Source organism: Nitrobacter vulgaris (genome assembly GCF_002028545.1).
GTDB lineage: Bacteria > Pseudomonadota > Alphaproteobacteria > Rhizobiales > Xanthobacteraceae > Nitrobacter > Nitrobacter vulgaris.
Map to the genome: position 1 here is coordinate 40,762 of NZ_MWPQ01000004.1, position 25,084 is coordinate 65,845.

The 25,084-nt window shown below is 61.7% G+C and carries 19 protein-coding genes; 8 read left to right on the forward strand and 11 right to left on the reverse strand.

Annotated elements, in window-relative coordinates:
* Positions 1-26: 26 nt before the first annotated feature.
* The gene (locus tag B2M20_RS01530; protein ID WP_079445342.1) at positions 27-413 is read right to left on the reverse strand and encodes a hypothetical protein; all 387 of its coding nucleotides are present in this window, start codon (positions 411-413) and stop codon (positions 27-29) included.
* A 245-nt stretch (positions 414-658) separates the two neighbouring features.
* Between B2M20_RS01530 and glpK the strand changes: the two genes are divergently transcribed.
* Positions 659-2,161 (forward strand): glycerol kinase GlpK, encoded by a 1,503-nt coding sequence (gene glpK, locus B2M20_RS01535; RefSeq protein WP_079445400.1) that lies wholly within the window; start codon positions 659-661, stop codon positions 2,159-2,161.
* Positions 2,162-2,220: 59 nt separating this feature from the next.
* Here the strand turns inward: glpK and B2M20_RS01540 are convergent, their stop codons facing one another.
* The 5 genes from B2M20_RS01540 to B2M20_RS01560 form a co-directional block, all read right to left on the reverse strand.
* The gene (locus B2M20_RS01540) at positions 2,221-2,640 is read right to left on the reverse strand and encodes a PAS domain-containing protein (RefSeq protein ID WP_079445343.1); all 420 of its coding nucleotides are present in this window, start codon (positions 2,638-2,640) and stop codon (positions 2,221-2,223) included.
* A 2-nt stretch (positions 2,641-2,642) separates the two neighbouring features.
* Positions 2,643-6,515 (reverse strand): methionine synthase, encoded by a 3,873-nt coding sequence (gene metH / locus B2M20_RS01545; protein WP_079445401.1) that lies wholly within the window; start codon positions 6,513-6,515, stop codon positions 2,643-2,645.
* A 69-nt stretch (positions 6,516-6,584) separates the two neighbouring features.
* Entirely contained in the window at positions 6,585-7,499 is a 915-nt protein-coding gene (gene metF / locus B2M20_RS01550; RefSeq protein ID WP_079445344.1) for a methylenetetrahydrofolate reductase [NAD(P)H], read from the reverse strand.
* Between the two features lie 328 nt (positions 7,500-7,827).
* Positions 7,828-8,688, reverse strand: coding sequence for a prephenate dehydratase (locus B2M20_RS01555; RefSeq protein WP_079445345.1), 861 nt, complete (start codon positions 8,686-8,688; stop codon positions 7,828-7,830).
* A gap of 11 nt (positions 8,689-8,699) precedes the next feature.
* Positions 8,700-9,464 (reverse strand): 3-deoxy-manno-octulosonate cytidylyltransferase, encoded by a 765-nt coding sequence (locus tag B2M20_RS01560; protein WP_079445346.1) that lies wholly within the window; start codon positions 9,462-9,464, stop codon positions 8,700-8,702.
* A 191-nt stretch (positions 9,465-9,655) separates the two neighbouring features.
* On the opposite strand from B2M20_RS01560, the gene B2M20_RS01565 reads away from it, so the two are divergent.
* From B2M20_RS01565 to B2M20_RS01590, 6 genes are all read left to right on the forward strand, one after another.
* Complete coding sequence (locus tag B2M20_RS01565) at positions 9,656-10,210, forward strand: c-type cytochrome (RefSeq protein WP_079445347.1); 555 nt, start codon at positions 9,656-9,658, stop codon at positions 10,208-10,210.
* Between the two features lie 417 nt (positions 10,211-10,627).
* Positions 10,628-12,529: an extracellular solute-binding protein gene (locus B2M20_RS01570; protein ID WP_079445348.1), complete on the forward strand. Its 1,902-nt coding sequence runs from the start codon at positions 10,628-10,630 to the stop codon at positions 12,527-12,529.
* Positions 12,530-12,543: 14 nt separating this feature from the next.
* Positions 12,544-14,421: an extracellular solute-binding protein gene (locus B2M20_RS01575; protein ID WP_079445349.1), complete on the forward strand. Its 1,878-nt coding sequence runs from the start codon at positions 12,544-12,546 to the stop codon at positions 14,419-14,421.
* 2 nt (positions 14,422-14,423) lie between these two features.
* Positions 14,424-15,533, forward strand: coding sequence for a microcin C ABC transporter permease YejB (locus tag B2M20_RS01580; RefSeq protein ID WP_079445402.1), 1,110 nt, complete (start codon positions 14,424-14,426; stop codon positions 15,531-15,533).
* Positions 15,533-16,711: an ABC transporter permease gene (locus B2M20_RS01585; protein WP_079445350.1), complete on the forward strand. Its 1,179-nt coding sequence runs from the start codon at positions 15,533-15,535 to the stop codon at positions 16,709-16,711. The genes B2M20_RS01580 and B2M20_RS01585 overlap by 1 nt, the downstream gene beginning before the upstream one ends.
* Positions 16,712-16,719: 8 nt before the next feature.
* Positions 16,720-18,357, forward strand: coding sequence for an ABC transporter ATP-binding protein (locus tag B2M20_RS01590; RefSeq protein ID WP_079445351.1), 1,638 nt, complete (start codon positions 16,720-16,722; stop codon positions 18,355-18,357).
* A gap of 66 nt (positions 18,358-18,423) precedes the next feature.
* Here the strand turns inward: B2M20_RS01590 and B2M20_RS01595 are convergent, their stop codons facing one another.
* Positions 18,424-19,269 carry a C40 family peptidase gene (locus B2M20_RS01595; protein ID WP_079445352.1) on the reverse strand — a complete coding sequence of 282 codons (846 nt, stop codon included), beginning with the start codon at positions 19,267-19,269 and terminating at the stop codon, positions 18,424-18,426.
* Positions 19,262-20,644 carry a leucyl aminopeptidase family protein gene (locus tag B2M20_RS01600; protein ID WP_079445353.1) on the reverse strand — a complete coding sequence of 461 codons (1,383 nt, stop codon included), beginning with the start codon at positions 20,642-20,644 and terminating at the stop codon, positions 19,262-19,264. Before B2M20_RS01600 ends, B2M20_RS01595 begins: the two co-directional genes overlap by 8 nt.
* A 149-nt stretch (positions 20,645-20,793) precedes the next feature.
* Here B2M20_RS01600 and B2M20_RS01605 point away from each other — a divergent pair, with 149 nt between their 5' ends.
* Positions 20,794-21,642: a tetratricopeptide repeat protein gene (locus tag B2M20_RS01605; RefSeq protein ID WP_079445354.1), complete on the forward strand. Its 849-nt coding sequence runs from the start codon at positions 20,794-20,796 to the stop codon at positions 21,640-21,642.
* 19 nt (positions 21,643-21,661) lie between these two features.
* Here the strand turns inward: B2M20_RS01605 and B2M20_RS01610 are convergent, their stop codons facing one another.
* Genes B2M20_RS01610 through B2M20_RS01620 form a run of 3 tightly spaced genes read right to left on the reverse strand, consistent with a single transcriptional unit; the run spans position 21,662 to position 25,042 of the window.
* Complete coding sequence (locus B2M20_RS01610) at positions 21,662-22,639, reverse strand: type II secretion system F family protein (RefSeq protein ID WP_079445355.1); 978 nt, start codon at positions 22,637-22,639, stop codon at positions 21,662-21,664.
* A 9-nt stretch (positions 22,640-22,648) separates the two neighbouring features.
* The gene (locus B2M20_RS01615; protein WP_079445356.1) at positions 22,649-23,623 is read right to left on the reverse strand and encodes a type II secretion system F family protein; all 975 of its coding nucleotides are present in this window, start codon (positions 23,621-23,623) and stop codon (positions 22,649-22,651) included.
* Positions 23,624-23,635: 12 nt separating this feature from the next.
* Positions 23,636-25,042: a TadA family conjugal transfer-associated ATPase gene (locus B2M20_RS01620; protein WP_374708850.1), complete on the reverse strand. Its 1,407-nt coding sequence runs from the start codon at positions 25,040-25,042 to the stop codon at positions 23,636-23,638.
* Between the last annotated feature and the right edge of the window lie 42 nt (positions 25,043-25,084).

Below are 25,084 nucleotides of genomic sequence, written 5' to 3' on the forward strand. Positions count from 1 at the left end.
ATGCTCCAAGGGCAATCGGCTTCCCGCTAATCCACCTCGATTTTGGTGATGGTCTTTTCGGTATTTTTGGGATCGCCGCCGTCCCTGACGGAAAACTTCACCTTGTCGCCGGCGTGAACCGACTCTGACAGCTTGTGGTCGATCTTGAACTGCGTGGCCGCGTCTTCGACGTCAGCCTTATCCTTCTCTTTTTCCTTAGCCTTATTCTCTTTCTCTTTATCTCCCTCCTTGCCCTTGTCGTCCTGCTCCTCCCGGATCGCAATCGTGCCGTTGAGCCGGTTGACGACCGTCACCAGACCCTTCCGGGTCTCCGCCGATGGCGTCTGCTGGGTCGGAGGCGTTGCTTGAGCGGAGGCCGTTGCACCGACGATCGCGAACAAGGAGCCGGCCAAAATCATCTTTGCCAGTATCATCTAGGGTCTTTCGGTTGCTGAATAGTCATGGACAAACGAGTGTAATTTGCTTTCGGTCGGGCACTTCTGCCCGGCGGGACGGACGGTCGGATGGAAGCCGTGCCGGCATCTTATCCTTTCGTCGGGGGGAAGCGTGAATCAAAACGAAGGCACAAACTTGACCTTGGTCAGGCAATCCGCTTGCCTCGACCCTCCGCTTGCTTGGCGCAGCCGGGGAGCAAGCCCGCAAGTTTGAAAAGAAATTCATGGAAACTCACATTCTCGCCATCGATCAGGGCACCACATCGTCGCGTGCCATCGTGTTTCGCGCTGACATCTCCATCGCCGCGATCGCGCAGCAGGAATTCCCGCAGCATTTTCCAGCGTCGGGCTGGGTCGAGCACGAGCCGGAAGACATCTGGACCTCGACCGTTGCGACCTGCCGGCAGGCGATGAAGAAAGCGGGCGTCACGCCGAAGGACATCGCCGCCATCGGCATCACCAACCAGCGGGAAACCACTGTGGTCTGGGATCGGGCCACCGGAAAGGCGGTGCATCGCGCGATCGTGTGGCAGGACCGGCGCACGGCGGATATTTGCGCGCGGCTGAAGGCCGAGGGCCATGAGCCCGCGATATCGGCGAAAACCGGCCTGATCATCGATCCCTATTTTTCCGGCACCAAGGTCGCCTGGATCCTCGACTCGGTGCCCGGCGCGCGTGCGCGAGCGATGCGCGGAGAGCTGATGTTCGGTACCGTGGATTGTTATCTCTTGTGGCGGCTGACCGGCGGCAAGGTGCACGCAACCGACGCCACCAATGCGTCACGCACGCTGCTGTTCAACATTCACACCGGGCAGTGGGACGACGAACTGCTGGATATGCTCCAGGTGCCCCGCGCGATGTTGCCGGAGGTGAAAGATTCGTCCCTGCATTTCGGCGACAGCGCCCCCGAGCTGTTTGGCGCGCCGATCTCGATCCGGGGCATCGCCGGCGACCAGCAGGCCGCGGTGGTGGGTCAGGCGTGTTTCGCCCCCGGTATGATCAAGTCGACCTATGGCACCGGCTGCTTTGCGCTGCTCAACACCGGCACGACGCCGGTCGCATCGAACAACAAGCTGCTCACGACGATCGCCTATCAGCTGAACGGCCAACGCACCTACGCGCTGGAAGGCTCGATCTTCGTCGCAGGCTCCGCGGTGCAGTGGCTGCGGGACGGCCTTGGTCTCATCAAGCAGGCTTCGGACACCGGGCCGCTGGCCGAACAGTCCGATCCCACCCAATCCGTGTATCTTGTGCCGGCTTTCGTCGGCATGGGAGCGCCGTACTGGAAACCGAATGTGCGCGGTGCGCTGTTCGGACTGACCCGCAACACCGGGCCGGCGGAACTCGCTCATGCGGCGCTGGAAAGCGTCTGCTACCAGACGTTTGATCTTTGGGACGCAATGCGCGCCGATTGGCCGGGCGCCGACGCCGCGCACACCGTGCTCCGTGTCGACGGCGGCATGACGGCCTCGGACTGGACTATGCAGCGCCTTGCGGACCTGCTCGAGGCACCGGTCGATCGGCCGGTGATTCAGGAGACCACGGCGCTGGGCGCGGCCTACCTCGCGGGGCTCTCCGCAGGCGTTTATCCGGAGCCGTCGAGATTTGCCGACAGCTGGCGGCTCGAGCGCCGTTTCAGGCCGGCGATGAGTGCCGCGACGCGGACGCGAAAGCTCAAGGGTTGGGCGGCCGCAGTGCGTGGCGTGCTGGCGAGCGACGAGCAATAGGCTTTTCGTATGTGGGGAATGCGGCATGCCGGCCGCGCACGCGCGGCAGGACCAGTCGCTCAGACTTTCGCCGCCGCCTTGTGGCGCAGTTGACGGATTTCCTCGAAACGGGCGGTGACATCGCGCAGCACCGACACCAGCCCGGTGATGCGGCCAGCGACGTCCGTCAGCGGCACGATGGTGAATTCGAGTGAGATGCGCCGGCCGTCCCTGTGAAGCGCGGGAACGGCAAGCACGTCGCCACCGCTGTAGCGGCTCTGCCCGGTCAGCATCACCTCGCGGTATCCGGCCCAGTGCCGGGCGCGCTGGTTTTCCGGAATGATGAGGTCGAGCGACTGGCCGATTGCCTCGCTGGTGCTATGGCCGAAAATCCTGACCGCGCCTGGGCTCCAGAACGTGATCGTGCCGTTGCGATCGGTGGCGATGATCGCGTCCGCGGATGAATCCAGCAGTGCGGCGGCGATCGCGGATGTGTCCACAGTCAGCCCGCCCGCGCAGCGGTCTTGCGCAATTTCAGATGCACCGCGCATTGGCAGCCCGGCGGATGACCGGCGACGTCGGCGGAGGCGTCGTTGGCGGGCGCGGGCGCCGGCGTCGCGGTGGGCTTTCCGCCCTGGCCGGAAACATCCTGACCGGGAATGTAGTTGAGGATCGACGCCAGCCAGCGCTCGATCTCGGCGACCTCCATCTCCTTGCGCGCGGCATAGTCCTCGACCTGATCGCGCTCGATCTTGCCGACGCCGAAATATTGGCTTTCGGGATGGCTGTAATAGAGACCGGAGACCGAGGAGCCGGGCCACATCGCAAAGCTCTCCGTCAGCTCGACGCCGGTCGCGCGAGTCGCATCCAGCAGGCGGAACAGCGTGGCCTTCTCTGTATGATCGGGCTGCGCCGGATAGCCGGGCGCGGGGCGGATACCGACATATTCTTCCCGGATGAGCTGATCGTTGGTCAGCGCCTCATCCGGCGCGTAGCCCCAGAATTCCGTTCGCACGCGCTGATGCATCCGTTCGGCGAAGGCTTCCGCGAGGCGGTCGGCCAGCGCCTTCACCAGAATGGACGAGTAGTCGTCATTGGCGTTCTTGAAGCGCGCTGCGATTTCATCCTCGCCTAGGCCTGCGGTGACGGCGAAGCCGCCGATATAGTCGGCGATGCCGGTTTCTTTCGGAGCGATGAAGTCCGCCAGCGCGGAGTTGTGACGGCCCTCGCGTTTTTCGAGTTGCTGGCGCAGGGTGTGATAGGTCGCGATCTGCGTGGTGCGGCTCTCGTCGCTGTAAACCGCGATATCGTCGCCGACACGGTTGGCGGGCCAAAAGCCGATCACGCTGGAGGCCTTGAACCACTTTTCTTTAACGATGCGGTCCAGCATCTTGCGTGCGTCGTCATAAAGGGCGCGCGCGGTCTCGCCGACCACCTTGTCGTCGAGGATCGCTGGAAAGCGCCCGGCCAGTTCCCACACCTGGAAGAACGGCGTCCAGTCGATCACCTCCACCAGTTCTTCCAGCGGATAGTCGGTGAAGGCTTTGGTTCCGAGGAAGGTCGGCTTGACCGGGCGGTAGCTGCTCCAGTCAATCGGCACTGCGTTGGCGCGGGCGGCCGCGAGTGGCAGCCGTTTCTTGTCCTGCTGGGCGCGGAAATGCGCCGCGGAAATCTTGGCGTATTCGGCGCGCACTCCGGCCGCGTAGGCCTCCCGCCGCTCCGGCGACATCAGCGAGGCAACGACGCCGACGGCGCGGCTGGCGTCGTTGACGTGGATCACCGGGCCGTTGCGATAGTTAGGGTCGATCTTCACGGCGGTATGGACGCGGCTGGTGGTCGCACCGCCGATCAGGAGCGGCAGGTTGAGACCCTGACGCTCAAGCTCCGCCGCGAAATAGCCCATCTCGTCCAGCGACGGCGTGATCAGGCCGGAGAGGCCGACGATATCGGCCTTCTCGGCCTTTGCCGTCTCGATGATCTTGGCGGCCGGCACCATCACGCCGAGGTCGATCACCTCGTAGTTGTTGCACTGAAGCACAATGCCGACGATGTTCTTCCCGATATCGTGGACGTCGCCCTTGACGGTGGCGAGCAGGATCTTGCCGGCGGAGGTGCTGCCCGCGCCCTCGATGCCGGCGGCCTGATTGCGTGCCTTCTCCTCCTCCATGAACGGCATCAGATAGGCGACCGCCTGCTTCATCACCCGCGCCGACTTCACCACCTGCGGCAGGAACATCTTGCCGTCGCCGAACAGGTCGCCGACCACGTTCATACCGGCCATCAGCGGCCCTTCGATCACGTTGAGCGGGCGCTCGACCGTCAAGCGCGCGGCTTCGGTGTCTTCCTCGATATATTCGGTGATGCCGTTGACCAGCGCGTGGCTCAGCCGCTTCTCCACCGGCCATTCGCGCCAGGAGAGATCCTTCTCCTTCACTTCCTTGCCAGCGCCGCGGAATTTCTCCGCCAGTTGCAGCAGCCGTTCCGATGCTCCGGGATCGCGGTTCAGAATCACGTCTTCGCAGGTCTGTCGCAGCTCGGGGTCGATGTCGTCGTAGATGATCATCTGCCCGGCATTGACGATGCCCATATCCATGCCGGCCTTGATGGCGTGATACAGGAACACCGAGTGCATGGCCTCGCGCACCGGCTCATTGCCGCGGAACGAGAACGACAGGTTGGAGACGCCGCCTGAGATATGCGCGTGCGGCAGGTTTTGGCGAATCCAGCGCGTTCCCTCGATGAAGTCGACGCCGTAGTTGTTGTGCTCCTCGAGACCGGTGGCGATGGCGAAGATGTTCGGATCGAAGATGATGTCTTCCGGGGGAAAGCCGACCTCCTCGGTCAGGATGTCGTAAGCGCGCTTGCAGATTTCGGTTTTGCGTTGATAGGTGTCGGCCTGCCCAGTCTCGTCGAACGCCATCACCACCACAGCCGCGCCGTGGCGTCGTGCAATCCGCGCCTCGTGCAAGAATTTCTCCTCGCCTTCCTTGAGCGAGATTGAGTTCACTACCGGCTTGCCCTGGATGCATTTCAGCCCAGCCTCGATCACCGAGAACTTGGAGGAATCGACCATCACTGGCACGCGGGCGATGTCGGGTTCGGACGCGATCAGGTTGAGGAAGGTGACCATCGCCGCTTCCGAATCCAGCAGGCCTTCGTCCATGTTGACGTCGATGATCTGGGCGCCGTTCTCGACCTGGTTGCGCGCCACATCGAGCGCAGCGGTGTAATCGCCGGCCTTGATCAGGTTACGGAATTTGGCCGAGCCGGTGACGTTGGTGCGCTCGCCGACGTTGACGAAGGGGATGTCGGAGGTCAGCGAGAACGGCTCCAGCCCCGACAGCCGCAGCCGCGGCGCAACGACCGGCACCACGCGCGGCTTGTGTGGGGCGACCACGGCCGCGATGGCCGCGATATGATCCGGCGTGGTGCCGCAGCAGCCGCCGACGATGTTGACGAGGCCGGCTTGTGCGAACTCGCCGATCAGCCGCGCCATGTAGTCCGGGCTCTCGTCGTACTCGCCGAACTCGTTGGGCAGGCCCGCGTTCGGATAGGCGCAAACCAGCGTGTCGGCGACGCGTCCGATCTCGGCGACATGCGCGCGCAGGTCTTCCGCGCCGAGCGCGCAATTGAAACCGATGGTGAGCGGACTGGCGTGCCGTACCGAGTGCCAGAACGCTTCGGGCAATTGGCCCGACAGCAAGCGGCCGGACTTGTCGGTGATGGTGCCGGAGACCATCACCGGAATCTCGATGCCGCGCTCCTCGCCGATTTCGGCGACGGCGTAAAGCGCAGCCTTGGCGTTCAGCGTGTCGAAGATGGTTTCAACCAGCAGCAGATCCGCGCCGCCGTCGAGCAGGCCATTGATCTGTTCGCCATAGGCCTTGCGCAGGTCGTCGAAGGTGACCGCCCGGTAGCCAGGATTGGCGACGTCTGGTGAGATCGACGCGGTGCGATTGGTTGGGCCGATAGCGCCGACGACAAAACGCGGCTTGCCGTCCTCGCCACTGACCCGGGCGGCGGCGGCGCGCGCGAGCTTCGCGCCCTCGCGGTTGAGTTCGTAGACGAGATCCGACATGTCATAGTCGGCCTGCGCGATCGATGTCGATGAAAACGTGTTGGTGGCGACGAGGTCAGCGCCGGCGCGCAGATACTGCGCGTGAATGTCCTCGATCGCTTGCGGTTGGGTGAGGATGAGGAGGTCGTTGTTGCCGCGCACGTCGCGGTGAAAATCCTTGAATCGCTCGCCACGAAACGCGGCTTCATCGAACCCTCGCGCCTGGATCATGGTGCCCATGGCGCCGTCGAGCACCAGAATGCGCTCGCGCGCGAGGTTCCGGAGTTTCTCGGCAGTGGGATTCGAACTTTTTGTCACGCTTGTTATCCTGTGATCGTTATGCCCGCGCTTATAGCGGACATCCACGTCTTTGGGCGGAAGATGGGATCACGCCGCCTTCTGGGCAGCATCGGGCCGGATGCCGAGCAGATGACAAATCGCGAACACCAGGTCGGCGCGGTTCATGGTGTAGAAGTGGAACGTATCGACGCCGCGCTTGGCGAGCTTCTGGACCTGACCGGCCGCGACCGTCGCCGCGATCAGCTTGCGCGTTTCCGGATCCTCATCGAGCCCTTCGAATTTTTCGGCGAGCCAGGTTGGAACCGTGGTGCCCGCCTTGGTCACAAAGGCTCTGGCCTGCTTGAAGTTGTGCATCGGCATGATGCCCGGCACAATCGGAATATCAATGCCGCGCGCGCGGACGCGATCGAGATAGCGAAGGTAAAGGTCGTTGTCGAAAAAGACCTGGGTGATGGCGCGGGTCGCGCCGGCATCGACCTTTGCCTTAAGGACGTCGATGTCGGTATCGATGTCGGGACTCTCGGGGTGCTTTTCGGGATAGGCCGACACAGAAATTTCGATGTCGCCATGCCGCCGCTTGATGCCGGCGACGAGGTCGGTCGAACTGCGATAACCTTCGGGATGGGTGCTGTAGGCCGTGCCGATGCCGCCCGGGGGGTCTCCGCGAAGGGCGACGATATGGCGGACGCCGATGTCGCGATAGCGGCTGACAATCTCATCGACCTCCCCGCGCGGAGCGCCGACACAGGTGAGATGCGCCGCCGGACGAAGCTGGGTCTCCGACAGGATGCGCGCGATGGTCGAATGGGTGCGCTCGCGAGTCGAGCCGCCGGCGCCGTATGTCACAGAGACAAAGCTCGGATCAAGGGGCGCGAGGCGGGTAATGGTGCCCCAAAGATTGTGCTCCATCTCCTCGGTTTTGGGCGGAAAGAACTCGAACGAGATCGTGGGTCGTTTTTGCGCGCCAAGGTCATTATGAACCGCGGCGGAAGCGTCTGTCATGACTCGTGAACTCCACTGCATCTGCCTCACCGTGCCTTCAGCGCCGATAGTTTCCGGAAAACGCCTAGGCCTCATGGCCGTGCCATCACAGATTGGCGTTCCCACTAGGGTAGCCCATAATTAGACATCCTCGTGATGGGAAGTAGCCCACCTCACCCATAAATGTAAGGCAAATAGATCAGGCGTGCGATATAATGGGCAGACTGAGAAATTGTATTATATTGAATTCGTTGATGATATCAAATATCACCTGTTTGGGAACATGCACATATATCGACATAAACTGAAAATTGCCCAACTCAAGGGGCGGACAATGCACGAAACTTGGTCAATCCGCTCGTTCGCGGAAAGTCGCGCGGAACGGATGAGCCGGATAGACGCCCACGATGCGAAGCTCCTTTGAAAAGAACCTCAACTCCTCCAGCGCGAATGCGAGGCCGCGATCGTCCGGGTGGCCTTCGACATCCGCATAGAATTGTGTAGCGAAGAAGTTGCCATCGACCATGTAGCTTTCGAGCTTGGTCATGTTGACGCTGTTGGTGGCAAATCCCCCCATCGCTTTATAGAGCGCGGCCGGCAGGTTGCGCACTCGAAAGACAAAACTGGTGACCAGCGGCCCAGATCCTTGCTTGGCCCAGTTGGCCTCTCGTGCCAGCACCACGAAACGCGTGGTGTTGTGGTCCTCGTCCTCGACATCCTCGGCGAGAATGTCGAGATGATGGAGTTGCGCAGCGAGACGCGAAGCGATCGCCGCACAGCTGGTATCGCGGCGTTCGGCGACAAGGCGGGCAGCGCCGGCGGTATCGCCCGAGACGATCGGCCGGATGCCAAGTTTGCGGATGATACGGCGGCATTGCCCGAGGGCGTGAACGTGACTTTCGACGGTCTTGATATCCGCGAGCGTTGCTCCGCGCGGCGCCACCAGTTGATGGCGGACCGGCAGGAAGTATTCGCCGACGATGAACAACCCCGACTGCGGAAGCAGGTGGTGAATGTCGGCGACGCGGCCGGCCACCGAATTCTCGATTGGGATCATGCCGAGGTCGGCTTCGCCGGACGCGATGGCGGCGAGCGCGTCCTCGAAGGTCGCGCAAGGCAATGGTTCGGCATCGGGATAGGCGTCCGCGATGGCAATATGGGAATTCGCGCCGGGTTCGCCCTGGAATACGATTTTCATCATCTTGGTCATCAGCTGTTCTATCAGCGGGCCGGGTGTTCGCCAGAGGCTGAATTGGCGAGGAGCCGACGGGCGGTTTCGAGGTCGGCCGGGGTATCGACGCCCCGCGGCACGTCGTCCACAATCATGATGTCTATCCGCATTCCGCCTTCCAGCGCCCGCAACTGCTCGAGCCGTTCCTGTCGCTCGAGAGGCGAGGGCGGCAGCTCGACAAAGCGCTGCAAGGCCTCGCGGCGATATGCGTAAAGCCCGACATGATGGTAGCGCGGGCCCTCGCCATACGGGGCGGTGGCGCGGGTAAAATAAAGCGCGCGCAGTCGCCGAGAGTCGACCGGAGATCCGATGGCCTTGACCACATTCGGGTTGGTGGCCTCCTCATCGGATTGAATTTCGGCGGCCAGCGTTGCGATATCGACCGAGGGGTCGGCCAGCGGCTTGAGCACGTCGCGAATCGTGCCCGGACGGATGGTCGGGAAGTCGCCCTGGAGGTTGATGATTGTATCGATGCTGCCTTCGGGGTCCAGTCTGCCTAGCGCCTCGAAAACGCGGTCGGACCCGGACGGATGATCGGCGCGCGTCATGATCGCCTCGCCGCCATGGGCCGTCACCGCGGCCGCGATGTCGGGAGTGTCGGTGGCGACAGCGACGCGCCCGATGCCGGCTGCCTCAGCCCGCCGCAAGACGTGAACGACCATCGGCAGGCCGCCGATATCCAGCAATGGTTTGCCTGGAAGTCGGGTCGCGGCCATGCGGGCGGGTATCAGCACGAGGGTGCGGGTCTGGGTCATCGGTTGGGGGAGAGCGGAAATTGGCGCAGCTTCTAAGATCTGCGGCATTTATACGGGTTGTCAGAACGCCGGCAAACCGTTATCTCGTCCTGCCGCCTCCGCGAGGCCGGTCCGCGGCATCTCCGTCGTCGTTCAGCCGGCCGTGCGGCCGACTTTCGAGCGTGGAGCCTTGCCGCAGATGGACTTCCTCAATGATCAATAAATTTCTTGGCGCGGTTCTGGGCACCTGCCTCGTTCTGCTGGTCATGAATTTCGTTGCCAAGACGATTTTCGCGTCGCATGCGCCTGCGAAGCCTGGTTATAAAATTGAGGTCAAGGAAGCGCCAGAGGCAGCTCACAAGGAAGCAGTTCACAAGGACGACAAGCCGGCGGCTTCGAGCAAGGAAGCCGAGGTCGCGTCGGCGGTGTCGCTGGGGAAGCGGCTGCAAGCCGCTTCGGTCGAGAACGGCGCCATCGTGGCCAAGAAATGCGCCGCCTGCCATACCCTTGAGAAGGGCGGACCGAACCGCGTCGGTCCTAACCTTTATGGCATCGTCGGCGAGCCGCGCGGCAAGGGCCATGACTTCAATTTCTCGGCTGCCATGAAGGCCAAGGGCGGCACCTGGACGCTTGATGAACTGGACAAGTTCCTGGCCGGTCCGAAGGAATACATCCCCGGCACGGCGATGTCGTTCGCCGGCATTCCGAAGGACACCGACCGAGCCGACCTCATTGCCTATCTGCGCAAGAATTCCGACAAGCCCTAGCCGCTGACGGATGCCGCAAGGTTACGCTGTATAGCCTTGCCAACCGGCGGCAGGAGTTTTCAAAGTCGCTCACCGTGCCGGTCGCCCACACTTAACCGGCTGGTTTCACCGCACAAGTTCGAGAGGTGGGTGGTATCATCCCCGAAAACCGACATAATCGGCCGAGACAGTGCGCTTCGAGTTGCACCGCCAGGCATGATGCCGAAAAGTGGAAACCGGTTTTCAAACAAGATCATGCTCAATCGAAAAAATAGAACAGAGGTCGGTTCAACGCGGTTGAATCGGACTCTGGAGCGCGATCAGCAATCCTGGATCGATTGCGCTCCAGGAGTGAGAACGCGCATGATCGTCGCCAGCCCATCACACTTTGGCGCATCATGCGCTAGCTCGCCCCGATAACTCGTAGGGATACTCGCATTGGCCTTCACACGACGACGTCTCCTTCACGGCGGTGCCCTGATCGCAGCCGCACCCGCGATCAAAGTCCTGACCGGCGCTTCGGCAATCGAAGCGGCGCATGCGCAGGCGGGGTCGGCCGGCCTCAAATGGCGGCACGCGCTTTCGCTGTTCGGCGAGGTGAAATATCCGGAAGGCTTCAAGCATTTCGACTATGTCAATCCGGACGCGCCCAAAGGCGGTATGGCGCGGCAGATCGCGCTCGGCACTTTCGATAATTTCAACCCTGCCGTGGCGGGCGTGAAGGGTTTGATCGCGTCAGGAGTCGCGCTGATCTATGAATCGCTGACGACTCAATCGCTGGACGAGGTTTCAACGGAGTATGGCGCGCTGGCCGAGTCGGTTGGTTATCCCGACGATTTCTCGTTCGTGACCCACCGGCTACGGGCCGAGGCGAAGTGGCACGACGGCAAGCCGGTCACGCCCGATGACGTGATTTTTTCGTTCAACGCGCTGAAGAAGCATCGTCCGTTCTATGCAGCTTATTACCGCCATGTTGTGAAAGCCGAAAAGACCGGGGAGCGCGAGGTGACCTTCACCTTCGATGCGCCGGGCAACCGCGAACTGCCGCAGATCGTCGGACAGTTGATGGTGTTACCGAAGCACTGGTGGGAAGGCACCAACGAGGCGGGCGTCAAACGGGACATTTCCGCGACCACGCTGGAGCCGCCGCTCGGCAGCGGGGCCTACAGGATCAAGAGTTTTGAAGCAGCGCGCTCGGTGACGCTGGAACGGGTCAAGGATTACTGGGGCCGCGATCTCAATATCAACGTTGGCCAAAATAATTTCGACGAGCTGCGCTATGAATATTTCCGCGACGGCACGGTTGCGCTCGAAGCCTTTAAGGCCGATCAGGTCGACTGGCGCACCGAAAACAGCGCCAAGAACTGGGCCACGGCTTACAATTTTCCGGCGGTGAAGGACGGCCGCGTTGTTCTGGAAGAATTTCCCATTCGCAATGCGGGCGTGATGCAGGCGTTCGCCCTCAACATCCGCCGCGACAAGTTCAAGGATCCTCGCGTGCGGTGGGCGCTGAATTTCGCGTTCGATTTCGAGGAAATGAACAAGCAACTATTCTACGGCCAGTACAAGCGCATCAATAGCTATTTCTATGGCACAGAACTGGCATCAAGCGGCCTGCCCGAGGGCAGGGAGCTTGAAATCCTTGAAACCGTTCGCGCTGAAGTTCCGGCCGAAGTGTTCACCACGCCTTACAGCAATCCGGTCGGCGGCAATCCCGAAGCGGTTCGCAGCAACCTGCGCGAAGGCATGAAGCTCTTCAAAGAGGCGGGATATGAGGTGCGTGACCACAAGCTGGTAGACAGCAAGACCGGCGCGCCATTCGAACTGGAATTAATGTCGGAAGATCCGAGCGCTGAGCGGATCATGCTGTTCTTCAAGCCGTCGCTGGAGCGCATGGGCATCACTGCAACCGTTCGGACCGTCGATACGACGCAGTACGAGAACCGGATGCGCAGCTGGGACTTCGATGTGGTCGTCAATAACTGGATTGAATCGCTGTCGCCGGGCAATGAGCAGCGAGAGTTCTGGGGTTCGCACGCGGCGGATATGCCGGGCTCGCGCAATGTCCTCGGCATCAAGAATCCCGCCGTCGACAAGCTGATCGAGCGGGTGATCTTCGCTAAAGACCGCGCCGACCTTGTCGCAGCCACCAAGGCACTCGACCGCGTGCTGTTGTGGAACCACTATGTGGTGCCGCAATTCAGCTATCCCTTTCATCGCACCGCCCGTTGGGACCGCTTTGGGCGGCCTGCCGAGATGCCGAAGTACGGTGTCGACGCCTTTCCGGCGCTGTGGTGGTACGATGCCGACAAGGCGGCCAAGGTCGGCAAGCGATCTTGAGGAGGGTCGCGCGGATGAGGCAGCCCAGCCGCCGGCAGGTGATCGCTCTCGGGATCGGCGCGGTAGGGTCGGCATGGCTACGGCCGGCTGCCGCGAACGACGCGAAGACCGAATCCCATGGTGAATCCCACGGCATGTCGGCATTCGGCGACCTGAAATACCCTGCTGATTTCCACCACTTTGACTATGTCAATCCCGACGCGCCGAAGGGCGGGCTATTTTCGACCATTCCGTCCAGCCGCGCCTTCAACCAGTCGTTCCAGACCTTCAATTCGCTCAACGCCTTCATTCTGAAAGGGGACGGCGCGCAGGGCATGGGGATGACGTTCACCTCGCTGATGGCGCGTGCCGGCGACGAACCCGATGCGATGTACGGTCTGGCGGCGAAGACCGTGCGTATCTCGGCCGACGGATTGACCTATCAATTCAAGATGCGACCGGAGGCCCGGTTTCATGACGGGCAAAAACTCACCGCGCGCGATGCCGCCTTTTCGCTGACGATTTTGAAGACCAAAGGCCACCCCCTGATCACGCAGCAGATGCGTGACATGGTGAAGGCCGAAGCGATCGACGATGCGACGCTCGTCGTCACCTTCGCTGCGAAGCGCGGCCGTGACGTGCCGCCGTTCGTAGCAAGCATGCCGATCTTCTCGCAAGCCTATTACACCGCGCATCCGTTCGAGGAATCGACGATGGATGTCCCGCTCGGCAGCGGGCCGTACAAGGTCGGCCGGTTCGAATCCAATCGCTTCATCGAGTTCGACCGGGTCAAGGACTGGTGGGGCGCCGATCTTCCGGTCTGCCGCGGCAGTTATAATTTCGATACGGTGCGGTTCGACTTCTATCGCGATCGCGATGTGGCTTTTGAAGGCTTCACCGGCCGCAGCTACCTGTACCGCGAGGAATTCACCTCGCGCATCTGGAATACGCGCTACGATTTCCCGGCGATGACCGAGGGCCGCGTCAAGCGCGAGCAGTTGCCCGACGAGACGCCGTCCGGCGCGCAAGGCTGGTTCATCAATACGCGCCGCGACAAGTTCAGGGACCTGCGCGTTCGCGAGGCGCTCGACTGCGCCTTCGATTTCGAGTGGACCAACAAGAGCATCATGTACGGCGCCTATGTGCGGACGGTGTCGCCGTTCCAGAACTCCGATCTGATGGCGAGCGGCCTGCCGTCGCCGGAGGAAGCGGCGTTGCTGGAGCCGTTCCGCGGCAAGGTTCCGGACGAGGTGTTCGGCATGCCGTTCGTGCCGCCGGTGTCCGACGGCTCGGGACAGGATCGTAAGCTGTTGCGCAGAGCCGCGCAACTGCTCAACGACGCGGGCTTTCACATCAAGGACGGCAAGCGGATGACGCCACAGGGCGAGGCATTCCGCGTTGAGTTCCTGCTCGACGAGCCGTCATTCCAGGCCCACCACATGCCCTACATCAAGAACCTCGGGACGCTCGGTATTGAGGCGACGCTGCGGCTGGTAGATTCCGTGCAGGCGAGGGCGCGGCGCGACGACTTCGATTTCGACATGGTGATCGAGCGCTTCAGCTTCTCGACCGTGCCGGGTGACTCGCTGCGGCCGTTCTTTTCGTCGCAGGCGGCAGCAACCAAGGGATCGTACAACCTCGCCGGCATTTCGGATCCCGCGGTCGACACCCTGATGGAGCAGGTGATCGCCGCCGATACCCGCGCCAAGCTGGTGTTTGCCGCGCGCGCGCTGGACCGCGTCATTCGCGCGGGCCGTTACTGGGTGCCGCAATGGTATTCGAACGCGCACCGGCTGGCCTATTGGGATGTGTTCGGGCATCCGCCGACCCTTCCAAAATATCTCGGCGTCATGGCGCCTGACATCTGGTGGTCGGCGCTGGCCAAACCGGCGTCGTCCGGTCAGGCGGAATAAGCATGGCCGCCTATATCGCCCGCCGCATTCTGTTGATGATCCCCACGCTGCTGGGCATCCTGTTCGTGTCGTTCGTCGTGGTGCAGTTCGCGCCCGGCGGTCCGGTCGAGCGGGTGATCGCGCAACTGAGCGGCTCCGACACCGGGGGGATGTCGCGCATATCGGGATCGTCCGGCGGCGACTTCGGCGCGCGCGCCCAGGTGGGAGCATCCTCCGACGCTGTCAGCTCGAAATACCGTGGCGCGCAGGGGCTTGATCCGGCCTTCATCAAAAGCCTTGAACAGCAGTTCGGATTCGACAAACCGGCGCCCGAGCGCTTTCTGCTGATGCTGTGGAACTTCTCCCGCTTCGATTTCGGAAAGAGCTATTTCCGCGACACCACCGTGATCCAGCTCATCAAGGAGAAGCTGCCGGTTTCGATGTCGCTCGGCATCTGGATGACGCTTTTGACCTATCTGATTTCGATCCCGCTCGGAATCCGCAAGGCGGTGAGGGACGGATCGCGCTTCGATACCTGGACTTCGGCGGTCATCATCGTCGGGTTTGCGATTCCGGGATTCTTGTTCGCGATTCTTCTCATCATTCTGTTCGCCGGCGGATCGTTCTTCAGCATCTTCCCTTTGCGCGGATTGACGTCGGACGGCTGGAGCCAGTTTCCCTGGTACTGGAAGATTCTTGATTACTTCTGGCATCTCACGCTGCCCATCATCTCGATGGCGCTGGGCGCCTTCGCCACCATGACATTGCTGACCAAGAATTCATTCCTTGACGAAATCCGCAAGCAGTATGTGATGACGGCGCGCGCCAAGGGCTGCAGCGAGCGGCAGGTGCTCTACAATCACGTATTCCGCAACGCCATGCTGATCGTCATCGCCGGATTTCCCGGCGCGTTCGTTCACGCTTTCTTTTCAGGTTCGCTTTTGATCGAAACCATCTTTTCGCTCGACGGCCTCGGCCTTCTCGGTTTTGAGAGCGTGCTCAATCGCGATTATCCGGTGGTGTTTGGCACGCTGTTCATCTTTTCGCTGGTTGGGCTTGTGATCAACCTGATCTCCGATCTGACCTACATGTGGATCGACCCGCGGATCGACTTCGAGGCGCGGGAGGTCTGATGGCGGTGACGTTGCCAAAGCCCGTTGAAGCCGATTCCGTGGCGCCGCTCGGGGAGGCTGTGCCGCCGGCGCGCCATCCGCTGCGCCTGTCGCCGCTCAATCGCCGCCGCTGGCAGAACTTCAAATCCAACCGGCGCGGCTACTGGTCGCTCTGGATATTCCTGATCCTTTTCTTCATCTCGCTGTTCGCGGAATTAATCGCCAACGACCGGCCATTCCTGATCCGGTTTGATGGGCACCTTTATTTCCCGGCATTCGTGACCTATCCGGAAACCGCATTTGGAGGCGACTTCGAGACCGCCGCCGATTATCGCGATCCCTATTTGCAGAAGCTGATCGCGGCCAAGGGTGGCACCATCATCTGGCCGCCGATCCGTTATTCCTACGACACCCACAATCTCGATTTGCCGACGCCGGCGCCTTCAAAACCAACCTGGCTTTTGACCGAGGCCGAATGCAAGGAGGTGGTTCAGCGAAAGAACCTCACAAGCTGCCGCGACCTCGAATACAACTGGCTCGGCACCGACGATCAGGGCCGCGATGTGGTGGCACGGCTGATCTACGGATTCCGGATTTCGGTCCTGTTCGGGCTTTGCCTGACCATTGTCTCGTCGGTCATCGGTATCGCGGCTGGCGGGGTGCAGGGTTATTTCGGCGGCTGGGTTGATCTCGGCTTTCAGCGCTTCATCGAAGTCTGGACCGCGATCCCCTCGCTCTATCTGCTCTTGATCCTGTCGTCGATCCTGGTGCCGGGATTCTTCGTCCTGCTCGGAATCCTGCTGCTGTTCTCGTGGGTCTCGCTGGTCGGTCTTGTGCGCGCCGAATTCCTGCGTGGCCGAAACTTCGAATACATCACGGCGGCGCGGGCGCTTGGCGTATCGAATGCGACCATCATGTTTCGCCATCTTCTGCCGAACGCCATGGTCGCGACCATGACGTTCCTGCCGTTCATCGTATCGTCGTCGGTCATGACTCTCACTGCATTGGATTTTCTCGGCTTCGGATTGCCGCCGGGCTCGCCTTCGCTCGGCGAAATGCTGGCGCAGGGCAAGGCCAACGTGCAGGCGCCGTGGCTCGGCTTCACAGGGTTCTTCGCGCTCGCGATCATGCTATCGCTGCTGATCTTCATCGGCGAAGCCGTGCGTGACGCCTTCGATCCGCGCAAGACGTTCAGGTAAGGCCCCGGATGGACACCATCGATCAGCCGCTGCTCGACGTTTGCGACCTGTCCGTTGCATTTCACCATGCCGGCGGACCGTCGATTGCCGTTGATCGCATTTCATTCGAGATCAAGCGCGGCGAGTGCGTGGCATTGGTCGGCGAGTCCGGTTCTGGAAAGTCTGTCAGCGCGCTCTCGGTCCTGAAGCTGTTGCCTTATCCGGCCGCATCGCATCCCTCCGGGAACATCCGCTTTAACGGACGCGAGCTGCTCAGCCTGTCCGAGCGCGAAATCAGGAGCGTTCGCGGCAACGACATCTCGATTATCTTTCAGGAGCCGATGACCTCGCTCAATCCGCTGCACACCATCGAGGCGCAGATCGGCGAGATATTGCTGCTGCACGGTGGAATTCGCGGCGCGGCGGCGCGGAAGCGGACGCTGGAACTGCTGGGCCAGGTCGGCATTCTTGATCCGGAAACCCGCCTTGCCAGCTATCCGCATCAGTTGTCCGGCGGCCAACGTCAGCGCGTGATGATCGCGATGGCGCTTGCCAACGAACCCGACCTTCTGATCGCGGACGAGCCGACCACCGCGCTCGATGTTACGGTGCAGGCGCAGATCCTGGCCCTGTTGGCGGATATCCGCGCCCGGCTCGGTATGAGCCTTCTCTTCATCACGCACGATCTCGGCATCGTCCGCCGCATCGCCGATCGCGTCTGCGTCATGAACGGCGGCAAGATCGTCGAGAAGGGACCGGTCGAGGAGGTTTTTGAGTCGCCGCGGCATCCCTACACGCGCGAACTGCTGGCCGCGGAGCCGAAGCCCGACCCGGCGCCGCCGCGGCCGGAATCGCCCGTCGTGATCGCGGCCGACGAACTCAAGGTCTGGTTTCCAGTCCGCCGCGGTCTGTTACGCAGGACGGTCGGCCACATCAAGGCGGTGGACGGTGTGACGCTGAAGGTGCGCAAGGGCGAAACGCTCGGTGTCGTCGGCGAATCCGGGTCCGGCAAGACCACACTCGGACTGGCGCTGTTGCGGCTGATCTCGTCGGACGGCCCGATCGTGTTCCTCGGCAAAAATATCCAGGGTTTGCGCTTCAAGGAGATGCGGCCGTTCCGTCGCGATATGCAGATCGTTTTTCAGGATCCGTTCGGAGCGTTAAGTCCGCGGATGTCGGTCGGCGATATCGTGGCCGAGGGCTTGAGCGTGCATCAGCGTGCACTGACGGACGCCGAGCGCGAGACACGGGTGGTCAAGGCTCTGAAAGATGTCGGGCTCGATCCTGCGACGCGCTTCCGCTATCCGCACGAATTTTCTGGCGGCCAGCGCCAGCGTATCAGTATCGCGCGCGCCGTGGTGCTGGAGCCGAATTTCGTCGTGCTCGACGAACCGACCAGCGCACTCGACATGCTGTTTCAGGCGCAGATGGTCGATCTCTTGCGAGAGCTTCAGCGCAAGCGCGACCTGACCTACATGTTCATCTCCCACGATCTGCGCGTGGTCGCTTCCCTTGCCAGTCATCTCATCGTGATGCGGCACGGCAAGGTCGTCGAGGAAGGGCCGGCGTCGGAGCTGTTCAAGAGTCCGAAATCAGATTACACGCGCGCGCTGTTCGCCGCCGCCTTCCGGCTGGAGACTGCGTCGGGGGAATCGAACGCAGACTAGAGCCTTCGCGCTTCTGATGGAATCAGAAGCGGGGCTTTGGATCCTCGTCGCTCGAAAACGCTATAATCAATCCAGCCGCTTGACACAGGTGACGGTGCTGCCTCCCGTCTGGATGCGGGCGAGCGCCACTTCGATTGTCTCGATCGCCGTTGCCATGTGATAGGCGTTGGCGTGGACGAGCGTGGTTGCGTCGCGGATGATGGCGACGTGTCCTTTCCAGAACATCAGATCACCGCGCCGCAGCTCTTGCGATTCCGTCGAAGACAACGTGCGACCCATGGCTTGCTCCTGCATATCGCTGTCGCGCGGACATGCGATGCCGGATGCGTTGAGCGCGACCTGCACGAGGCCAGAGCAATCGATGCCGAGGCTGGTCTTGCCACCCCACAGATACGGCGTTCCGACGAACATTTCGGCGACCGCGACGAAATCCGCCACAATATGATCGAGCGGCGCGATATGGATGGCGGGTATGTAGAGATGACCATTGGCAACGGCAAAATCGCCGTCATGACGCTGGACGGTTAGTCTGGCGCCGATCGATAGCGTCTCAACCGGCGGCAGTTTGATCGACGGTCCGGGAAACGCAAACGTCCGCAAGGCAACGACCTTGTGCGTCGGTGCTGCGCCGGGCCTTGCAAGCGCGCGGTCCGGGAGCCAGCCGACATAGCCGTCGCCTTCCAACTGGCCCCAGGCCCAGCCTTCGGCACTGTGGTCGTAGATCATGACGCGCTCGCCGCGCAGCGCCTGGGTCTCGAGCATTGCATCCGGCGCAGGCTCGCGCTGTAGGGGAGCTACCGCTTCGACAACTTCGTGTTCCTCGCCGTCGGTGAAGCGCGCCGCATTGATCTTGCCCTCGAGATAGCGGGCGGCGACCTCCGGCCGGGCCGGTGTGAGACGCGGATCATCCATAGCGTTCGCTCAGCAGTCTGTAGATCGCGCGCGCGGCCTGGCATTCGCCACCTTCCGGACGCGCCGGTTTGGCCGACGGCGTCCAGCCGTAGATGTCGACGTGAAGCCAGCTCGTCGCCGCCTCGACAAAGCGTTGCAGAAACAGCGCGCATACGATCGATCCGGCAAAGCCGCCCGACGGCGCATTATTGATGTCGGCGACCTTGGAATCGAGCCAAGTACCGTAGGCCGGCCACAGCGGCATCCGCCACAGCGGATCGTTCTCGGTCTGCGCGCAGCGCGCGATGTCGAGCGCCAATGCGTCGTCGTTTGTATAGAACGGCGGTACGTCCGGCCCCAGCGCCACGCGGGCCGCGCCGGTGAGCGTTCCGAGATCGATCAGTAGCTCAGGTGCTTCTTCGTCGGCCAGCGCCAGCGCGTCGGCAAGGACCAGTCGGCCTTCGGCATCGGTGTTGCCGATTTCCACCGTCGGTCCCTTACGCGACGGAAAGATGTCGAGCGGCCGGAATGCGTTCCCGGCCACGGCGTTCTCAACGGCCGGGATCAGCACGCGCAACCTGACTTTCAGCTTCGCATCCATCACCATCAGCGCCAAAGCGAGCACATTGGCGGCGCCGCCCATGTCCTTCTTCATGATCTGCATGCCGCTGGCGGGTTTGAGATCGACGCCACCGGTATCGAAGCAGACGCCCTTGCCGACCAGCGTGACCTTCGGGTGCGTGGGATCGCCCCAGGCAATATCGATCAGGCGCGGCGCGCGCGGCGAGGCCATGCCGACCGCATGGATCAGCGGAAAATTCCGCTGCTTCAGATCGTCGCCGACGATGCAACTGAATTCCCCGCCGAAACGCTGGGCGAGATGTTGAGCCGCTGCCGCAAGTTCTTCGGGTCCCATGTCGTTGGCGGGCGTATTGATCAGGTCGCGGGCAAGTGATGCCGCTTCCCCCATCCGCGAGATGGCCGCGATGTCGACGCCCTCGGGCGGCACCAGACGCGCTTTGGGTGCGTCGGCCTTGCGATAGCGATCGAAGCGATAGTTGCCGAGCGCGAAGGCCAGTGTTGCGAGATGGATATCGCGCGGCGCATTGGCAAAGCGGTAGGTGCCGGGCGGCAACAGACCCGGCAGCTTGCCAGCGAGAAAGGGATCGCGCGTTTGGTCTGATTCCTCGCCAAGACCGAAGAGAATGTGTGAGATGTCGCCGTTCGCCGCGGGTAGCGCGAGGTACTGTCCCGACTTGGCCAGAAAGCCGCTCGCCTCGGCAAAACGGCGAGCAGGACCGTCGGGCGTTGCGTCAGCCGCTTGCCAAGCTGCCTTCGACACAAAAATGATCGGAATAGCTGCCTCGGCTGACGAAGTCGCAAACGCGGGATTCATGGTGGGTGATCTCATTCCGTTAGAAGAGGGAGAGTTAAACCGGAAGCGACGCTGGCGCCAGTCGGAGTAGTTAACCAGACGTTAGGGTTAACAGTCTATTGCTGAAGTGGCCCAACTTTCGATCAGCCGCAATTGCGAGTGAAAGTGCCATGCGTCAGCAGTCGTGCCTTGCTAGGCTTCTCGCATCCGCTACCGTAACGACAATGCTGGCGTCCGGTCTTGCCGGCTGTCAGACTGCGGGCATGCGTGATGTCACCGGCTCGCTAGGCACGAAATCCGCGACAAATTCCGAAACCGATCCTCATCAAGCGGCCGAACTTTATGGCGAGAAGTTTCGTGCCAACCCCAAGGATGTCGACGCGGCCTTGAAATATGGAGCGGCATTGCGCGCCATCGGGCAGCGCGCTCAGGCGGCCGCGGTGTTGGAACGCGCCGCGATCCTCAATCCTGGAAACAAGTTGGTGCTTGCCAGCTGGGGCCGGGCATTGGCGGACAACGGGCAGTCGCAGCAAGCCTTCGATGTTCTCGGCCGGGCGCACACGCCGGCGAATCCGGACTGGCGGATTCTTTCCGTCCAGGGGACGACGCTCGACAAGCTCGGTCGTCACGAGGATGCGCGCCGCTATTACGCGAGCGCGCTCAGAATCGTGCCCGACGAGCCCTCGGTGCTGTCCAATCTCGGAATGTCGTATGTCCTGACCAAGGAGTTGCCAAAAGCAGAGGAGACCTTGCGTCGTGCTTACGCCGGCGCTCCGGTCGATGGCCGGATCCGGCAGAACCTGGCGCTGGTCGTCGGATTGCAGGGCCGGTTCGACGAAGCCGAGGGTATCGTGAAGGCCGATCTGCCCGTCGATGAAGCAGCGGCGAACGTGGCCTATCTGAAGCAGATGCTCGGGCGCGGCGCCAACGCGCGGGTCGGTGCGGCTGATGCGGTCAGGCAAGACTCCCGCAGATCACGGGCGGAAAGTTATCCGCGGTCGGACGGGCCGGTCTCTTAAACCGCCGTTTTGCAAAGCCTCAGTGCATTTGCGCTGCGATCTTGATGCCGCTCGGTCCGAGAATGACCACGAACAGAACGGGCAGGAAGAACACGATCATCGGGACCGTCAGCTTGGGCGGCAGAGCGGCGGCCTTCTTCTCGGCCTCGGTCATGCGCATATCACGATTTTCCTGCGCCATTACGCGAAGGCTTTGCGCGAGCGGGGTGCCGTATCGTTCTGACTGCTGGAGCGCGAGACACACCGATTTAACTCCTTCGACACCGGTGCGGTTCGCCAGATTTTCGTAGGCGATCTTGCGATCCTGAAGGTACGACAGTTCTGCTGTGGTCAGAGTAAATTCTTCCGCCAGCGCGACCGACTGGTTGCCGATCTCCGTGCTGACCTTGCGGAACGCGACTTCGATGGACATGCCGGATTCAATGCAGATCAGCAGCAGATCGAGCGAGTCCGGGAAGGCTCGCTTGATCGAGAGCTGACGCTTGGTAATGGCGTTTTTCAGAAACAACATTGGCGCCTGCAAGCCCAAAAACGCGGCGCCGATGCAGATGCCGATCTTGATAGGGGTGGATTGCTGCGTGTGCGATATCAGAAAAACGTAGGTGATCGCTCCGATCAGCATCACGATCGGGGTGACCATGCGGAAGAATAGAAAGGTGACGTAAGGAGCCTGACCGCGATATCCCGCCATGACGAGTTTTTCGCGTGCGGCCTCCTGAGCCACCCACTTCCCAAGATTGAGATCGTCCACGATCTTCGAAACGAACTGCTTCGGTGCTTGACGAAGAGAGACCTTTTCGGATTTCGCGAGCCGCTCGCGCTCCCGCTGCCGAATGCGCTCGCGCTCGCTGGCGACGGCCTTCATCCGCTTGGTAAAGCCATCCGTCGCAAGAAAAGGCGTGACCAGCGTATAGACGGTCGCGCTGGCGGCGATGGCGGCGAGGACCATCGTCATGAACCGCGGGTCGTGGAATTTCTCGATCAGGAACTCGAGCATGTTGCACCGTCAGAAATCGAAATTGATCATTTTCTTCATCACGTAGATGCCGGCCGACATCCACAGCACGGAGCCGGCCAGCATCAGCCGCCCGGTGGGATGGGTCCACAGCATCGCGATGTAGTCAGGCGTGGATAGATAGACCAGCAGCATGACGATCGGAGGCAGCGAGCCGATGATCGCGGCGGACGCCTTGGCCTCCATCGACATGGCCTGGATTTTCTCGGCCATCTTCTTGCGGTCGCGCAGCACCTTGGACAGGTTGCCGAGTGCTTCCGACAGATTGCCGCCGGATTTCTGCTGGATCGAGATCACGATCCCGAAAAAGTTCGCTTCCGGCACCGGCATGCGTTCGAACAATCGCGAACAGGCCTCGCCGAGTGGCATGCCGATCGCCTGTGTTTCGATGATGGCCCGGAATTCGCTTTTTAACGGCTCCGGCGAGTCGGCGGCGACGACCTTGAGCGATTCAAACAGCGGCAAGCCGGCCTTGATGCCGCGGACGATCACGTCCACCGCATCGGGAAGAGCCCGCAGAAACGCAGTCTCCCGACGTTTCTTGAGAAATCCGAGGAGCCAGCGCGGCACACCAAAGCCTGCCGCGAATGCCAGACCGACCGCCGCGATCGGTCCGGCTCCCCAAATCATTGGAACGGCGAAACAGATCAGGGCGAAAATGCCGGAAGCGATCAGAAACTTCTCCTTCGACCATGACAGGCCCGCCTGTGTGATGCGATGGTTGAGGGTGACTTTTCTGTCGCGTTTCTGGCGTTGCTCGATTTCCCGTAGCGATCCCTCGATCTGCTCGCGGCGCGAGCGCTGGGTTCTATCGACTTGTCGGATATCCGGACTGGTTCGCGCGAACGCGGCCCGGCGCTTTTCCGCCTTCACCTCGCCCGACAACGTCGGATACAGGAAAACCCATGCGACGCCGCCCACTGCGGTTGCAGCCATGAATGCCAAGGCCAGTATTTGCAAGTTCATGAGCGCGCGTCCTCAGATCTCGACCTTGACTTCCGACGCATCGAGCGCGGCTGCGAGCCGCTTCTCCTCGTTATAGTACCGCGCGCGTTCCCAAAATCGCGGCCGGCCGATTCCCGTCGAACGGTGCCGGCCGATCACGTTGCCGTTGGCATCCTCGCCAAGCAGGTCGTAAACGAAGATATCCTGGGTGATGATGGTTTCGCCCTCCATCCCCATCAACTCGGTAATGTGAGTGATGCGTCGCGAGCCGTCGCGCAGCCGTGCGGCCTGGATGATGATATCGATCGAGGCGCAGATCATCTCGCGGATTGTACGCGAAGGCAGCGCAAAGCCGCCCATTGTGATCATCGACTCGCAGCGAGATAGCGCTTCGCGCGGATTGTTCGCGTGCAGCGTGCCCATCGAGCCGTCATGGCCTGTGTTCATTGCCTGTAGCAGGTCAAACGCTTCCGGTCCGCGAACCTCGCCGACGATGATGCGTTCGGGGCGCATGCGCAGGCAGTTGCGGACCAGGTCGCGCATCATGACCTGACCCTCGCCCTCGATGTTCGGCGGGCGGGTTTCGAGCCGAACGACGTGCGGTTGCTGCAACTGAAGCTCGGCCGCGTCCTCGCAGGTGATGATGCGTTCGTCGTGGTCGATATAGTTGGTGAGGCAGTTTAGCAGCGTGGTCTTGCCGGAGCCGGTGCCACCCGAGATCAGCACATTGGCACGGCACCGACCGATGATTTGAAGGATCGTGCTGCCTTCCTGGGTGATGGCGCCGAACTTCACCAAATGGTCGAGGGTCAGCTTGTCCTTCTTGAACTTGCGGATCGTCAGCGCGGGTCCGTCAATCGCGAGTGGCGGGACGATGGCGTTGACGCGGGATCCGTCGGCAAGACGCGCATCGCATATCGGCGAGGATTCGTCGACCCGCCGGCCAACCTGGCTGACGATGCGCTGACAGATGTTCAATAGTTGCTGGTTGTCGCGAAACCGGATTCCGGTTCGCTGGATTTTTCCTGCGACTTCGATGAAGACCGTGCCGGCGCCATTGACCATGATGTCTGCGATATCGTCGCGGGACAGGAGCGGCTCGAGCGGGCCATAACCGAGAACGTCGTTGCAGATGTCGTCAAGCAGTTCTTCCTGCTCGGCAATAGACATCACGATATTCTTGATCGCGATGATCTCGTTGACGATGTCGCGAATTTCCTCGCGCGCGGATTCGCCGTCGAGCTTGGCGAGCTGAGCGAGATCGATGGCCTCGATCAGCGCGCCGAAAATGGTGGCCTTGACCTGGTAATAGGTGTCTGACCGGCGGGTATCGATGGTCGGCGTTTGGGTCGCCGGGCGTGTTGGCGCGAGCTGCGGTGAGGAGACTTTGGGCGGAGCGATTTCCGTGGACGTTTGCGCAAGCGGGGCGGGCGGTGTGATCTCCGTCAGGCCCGCCAGCTTCCGGGCGTTATCCTCTGGTCC

Coding starts and splice junctions, on each gene's coding strand:
- B2M20_RS01615 (WP_079445356.1), bottom strand. CDS start 23,623: ATGAACTTGCAAATACTGGCCTTGGCATTCATGGCTGCAACCGCAGTG.
- glpK (WP_079445400.1), top strand. CDS start 659: ATGGAAACTCACATTCTCGCCATCGATCAGGGCACCACATCGTCGCGT.
- B2M20_RS01565 (WP_079445347.1), top strand. CDS start 9,656: ATGATCAATAAATTTCTTGGCGCGGTTCTGGGCACCTGCCTCGTTCTG.
- B2M20_RS01600 (WP_079445353.1), bottom strand. CDS start 20,644: ATGAATCCCGCGTTTGCGACTTCGTCAGCCGAGGCAGCTATTCCGATC.
- B2M20_RS01590 (WP_079445351.1), top strand. CDS start 16,720: ATGGACACCATCGATCAGCCGCTGCTCGACGTTTGCGACCTGTCCGTT.
- B2M20_RS01610 (WP_079445355.1), bottom strand. CDS start 22,639: ATGCTCGAGTTCCTGATCGAGAAATTCCACGACCCGCGGTTCATGACG.
- B2M20_RS01560 (WP_079445346.1), bottom strand. CDS start 9,464: ATGACCCAGACCCGCACCCTCGTGCTGATACCCGCCCGCATGGCCGCG.
- metF (WP_079445344.1), bottom strand. CDS start 7,499: ATGACAGACGCTTCCGCCGCGGTTCATAATGACCTTGGCGCGCAAAAA.
- B2M20_RS01575 (WP_079445349.1), top strand. CDS start 12,544: ATGAGGCAGCCCAGCCGCCGGCAGGTGATCGCTCTCGGGATCGGCGCG.
- B2M20_RS01580 (WP_079445402.1), top strand. CDS start 14,424: ATGGCCGCCTATATCGCCCGCCGCATTCTGTTGATGATCCCCACGCTG.
- B2M20_RS01595 (WP_079445352.1), bottom strand. CDS start 19,269: ATGGATGATCCGCGTCTCACACCGGCCCGGCCGGAGGTCGCCGCCCGC.
- B2M20_RS01585 (WP_079445350.1), top strand. CDS start 15,533: ATGGCGGTGACGTTGCCAAAGCCCGTTGAAGCCGATTCCGTGGCGCCG.
- B2M20_RS01530 (WP_079445342.1), bottom strand. CDS start 413: ATGATACTGGCAAAGATGATTTTGGCCGGCTCCTTGTTCGCGATCGTC.
- B2M20_RS01605 (WP_079445354.1), top strand. CDS start 20,794: ATGCGTCAGCAGTCGTGCCTTGCTAGGCTTCTCGCATCCGCTACCGTA.
- B2M20_RS01555 (WP_079445345.1), bottom strand. CDS start 8,688: ATGACCAAGATGATGAAAATCGTATTCCAGGGCGAACCCGGCGCGAAT.